Source organism: Bacteroidota bacterium (assembly GCA_034723125.1).
Lineage (GTDB): Bacteria > Bacteroidota > Bacteroidia > CAILMK01 > JAAYUY01 > JAYEOP01.
Genome location: JAYEOP010000272.1, coordinates 1 through 2,962, shown reverse-complemented (window position 1 = coordinate 2,962; position 2,962 = coordinate 1). Strand labels below are relative to the sequence as shown.

Genomic DNA, 2,962 nt, shown 5'->3' with positions numbered 1-2,962 from the left:
TTTTTAGGACCAAAGAAAGCTGAAGAAGGAGTCCATTCACTACCGGTCATGTTGGTTAGTGTTCCATCATAATTAGATGATGATTGATCATCGTTGGCATTAGTTAAACTGCTTTCATTAAATTTGTAATAAGCTACCAAGCCGCTTTCATTTCCTTCTAATTCTTGATACATACTTGCTCGAATTTCAGCTTTTGTACGTACATCGTCCCAAAGTTTAACTTCATCAATTTTTCCGTCAAAATAATCAGTCGTTTTCCTCCCAATATCAAAATTACTTGCATTAATTCCGGTAGAAGTTGTTACTGCAATATGTTGCCATTCATTTAACGATATTGCAGTTGAAGCTACCCCATTTACATATATTGTTGGACTTGTAAATCCTGTTGCTGTAAGCGTTCCAGTGCTAACCCAAATATAAGCGGAACCGTTTAAATCAATACAATATTCGCTTGTGGAAGCAGGGTTTATCCAAAGCTCAACTGTTTGAACAGTACTTGGTCCTATACCAATATCTACATAATCATCAGTACCATCAAAATCAAGGCAATTATTTTGTGCATTAACAAATTGAAATGAGAATAAAAGAGTAATCATTAAAAAAAATATCTTTTTCATAGTAATTTTATTTTTATATTTAAAAACAAATATAAATAATGTTTAACAGCAAATCCAAATAATATTTTAAAATAATGAAATATTATTAATAAAAAATATAAGTTGAATAAAAAAAGCCGTAAAACATAAATTTAGTTTTACGGCTTTTAATAATAAAAAACTGATTAAGAATTATTTTACTAGGATATTTCCTGTAACAGCTTTTTGATTGTTTACATTAGTAACTCTTACAAAATAAATTCCGCTTTGAGCATTTTCAAGATTGATGTTTATTCTTGAAGAAGAACTTTGGTTTTTGTAAATTGTTTTCCCTATTGTGTTAATAACAGAAATTTCAACTTCTGACTTGCTGTTGTTTTCAAGTACAAAGTTTCCATTATTTGGATTAGGATAAACTTTAAAGTTGTCTGAGAATGAATTTCTATCAATACTTATTATATCGAAATGAATTAAATCATCAATATTTCTTGGGAATATTTGATAGCCTTCAAGATATGGTGAACTGCCATCATATTGTCCAACAACACCGATAAGATGAAATGTATCAAGTCTTACAACTGCATTGTGTACGTTACAATCAGTAGGTATTCTCATGGTAAATGTATCAGTACCATTTGTAACATCTACATTAACTGCATAATCAGTAGGTGATGGCCATTGACTTGTGTCAGCAACCCAAACCATTTTGAGTTTTATAAGTTCGGCTTCATTTGTTTCATCAAGTGCAGTAATTTCCAAAGGAGTATTTAATGTTTGATTTGAATCAACTAAGAAAATTGAATCAGGAGCTATTTCTAATAAACCTTTATATTGGTCAATTTCTCCACAAACTTTAATTTTGTCTCCCATGCGAACATCATATCCGAAAGTTCCTTTGTAATTGTAAACCCAAATACCATCAGTACCATTGTGAATTACGAAAGATAATCCTGGCTTGTAAGCTTGATAGTTAATACTGTGAACAATTCCTTCAACATAACATACTACACCCAATGAATCAGGCATTCCTGCTGAGTCAATTCCTGTAACATCTTCAATATTATATACTGGAGGTGCTGGTGGAGGTGTTGGTGTTTCCATTGAGTGTTTTCCAATTTCTGTCCATGTGTCTTTATTAAGAACTATCCATTCGGAAGTTGCTTCGTCTGTACCTGCAGCACAATCCCAACATGTATTAGGTGCCATTACAGTAGCTTTTCTAACCAAAGTATGATCTTTTGTAGCATCTGCTATTCCAGCAACTGCCCATCCACTACCCGGGTCAACCAAGTCAAGACGACCAATAATGTCAACTCTTTTACAATAATTTGTATCAGTTCCATCAATAAAAGTATCAGTTGCTCCTGTTGTAACAATTTCTACAAGGCAACGAACATCATCTCCATTGAAACCAACAATGTAGCCTGAAGCGTTGTATGCAAAAGTTTCATCAGATGCATCTGTAATAATTGCATCGGCAGAAGAATTACCAATAACCCAAACGCTATCATTATCTAATGTACTACTTGCAGGGAATTTGTGAATTCCTGTCCATGAATTACCATTATAATTTGTAAGGATAGCATAATTTGTAAGGTCAACCTGACTGCCTGTACCATTAAAAATTTCAAGATACTTGTTATTACTTGATCCTTCAGAATATTCTGAGAAGAATAAATCTGTTGCTGTTTGTGCATAAAGATTTATCGAAAACAGCAAAGCGATAAATACATAAATAAATTGTAAAGACTTCTTTTTCATGTTATAATATTTTAGTTTAACAAATTTTTCAATCTGCCACAAAGGTATTATTAATCAACTAACTATCAATGGATTTTTTTGTATTTAGAAGCATAAAAAAAAACATATTTTTGTACATCATTCATTACCAACTAAAAATGTTGTGAGTTGTTTATTTTTTGTTGATAAAAAGTGACTTTTTGTTGATAATAAATATTCAATACATTGGCATTATTTCCAAAATAAATTCACGAATTTTATCTACATCCTGCGACACGATGTTAGTCCGTATGGGAATCCTGCATCCTGTATTTTATTTTTTCTCGCAAAGACGCAAAGAACGCAAAAAAAAATATTAAAAAACAATGACATAAATCCTGCATCTTGCATCTTGTATCCTGCATCTTGTATCCTGTATCTTGTATCCTGCATCTTGCATCCTGCATCCTGCATCTTGTATCCTGCATCCTGTATCTTGTATCCTGCATCCTGTATCTTGTATCCTGCATCTTGTATCCTGCATCTTGTATCCTGTATCTTGTATCCTGCATCCTGTATCTTGTATCCTGCATCCTGTATTCTATTTTATTTGTTCTCGCAAAGACGCAAAGAACGCAAAAAAAAAT

At 32.3% G+C, this 2,962-nt stretch carries 3 protein-coding genes; all 3 read right to left on the bottom strand.

The window, feature by feature from the left end; all coding sequences use genetic code 11:
- A partial coding sequence (locus U9R42_07525) for a LamG domain-containing protein (GenBank protein ID MEA3495868.1) occupies positions 1-617 on the bottom strand: 617 nt, incomplete at its 3' end.
- A 171-nt stretch (positions 618-788) separates the two neighbouring features.
- Positions 789-2,357, bottom strand: coding sequence for a T9SS type A sorting domain-containing protein (locus tag U9R42_07520; GenBank protein MEA3495867.1), 1,569 nt, complete (start codon positions 2,355-2,357; stop codon positions 789-791).
- A 260-nt stretch (positions 2,358-2,617) separates the two neighbouring features.
- Positions 2,618-2,962, bottom strand: a 345-nt coding sequence (locus tag U9R42_07515) for a hypothetical protein (GenBank protein ID MEA3495866.1), incomplete at its 5' end; no start/stop codon positions are given.

Excerpts from the sequence above, each read along its gene's own strand:
- U9R42_07520 (MEA3495867.1), bottom strand. The coding sequence starts at position 2,357 with ATGAAAAAGAAGTCTTTACAATTTATTTATGTATTTATCGCTTTGCTG.